The organism is Methylobacterium platani, assembly GCF_001653715.1.
GTDB classification, from domain to species: domain Bacteria; phylum Pseudomonadota; class Alphaproteobacteria; order Rhizobiales; family Beijerinckiaceae; genus Methylobacterium; species Methylobacterium platani.
The window spans coordinates 1-493 of sequence record NZ_LWHQ01000094.1; the positions used below are offsets into that span (position 1 = coordinate 1).

Annotated in this window: 1 protein-coding gene; it reads right to left on the reverse strand. The window is 65.9% G+C overall.

Annotation, left to right across the window (positions count from 1 at the left end; genetic code table 11):
* A partial coding sequence (locus tag A5481_RS31050; protein ID WP_197514274.1) for a Tar ligand binding domain-containing protein occupies nucleotides 1–360 on the reverse strand: 360 nt, incomplete at its 3' end.
* Between the last annotated feature and the right edge of the window lie 133 nt (nucleotides 361–493).

The following is a 493-nucleotide window of genomic DNA, read 5'->3' on the forward strand; positions in this document are numbered from 1 at the left end:
CATCGCGCCCTCGACCTCGCCGGCGATCCGCGCTTCGTGCGGGCTCATCGCCTTGCCGCGATAGGCCGACCAGTGGGTCCCGACCTGCGTCAGGGCCTGATCGACGGTCTTCAGGCCCTCGGTCCAGGTCAGGGTGCCGGCGCGGCGCTTGTGCGAGGTGTCGACGATGTTGACGGCGTAGAGGTCGGCCACCGTCTTGAGGTCGCGCAGGGGCACGACGCGGCCGCCGTAGATGTGGTCGACCGCGTCGCGCATCGCCGTGACGCCCCACCATCCGCCCCCGAGTGCCACGGCGATCAGCCCCGCCAGAATCAGGAGAAGCGCGATCAGCCTTCCGCGGATGGATGTGAGGGCACGCATCAAGTCTGGCTCCGGCATCGGGACGGCCGGACCTTGTCGTCAAACCCTGAAGGAATGCCTAAATCTTGGGCAGAAACAACAAGAAACAATGCAACTCAGTATAGCCTCGCGCCTGCCGGAGTTGCATTACGGC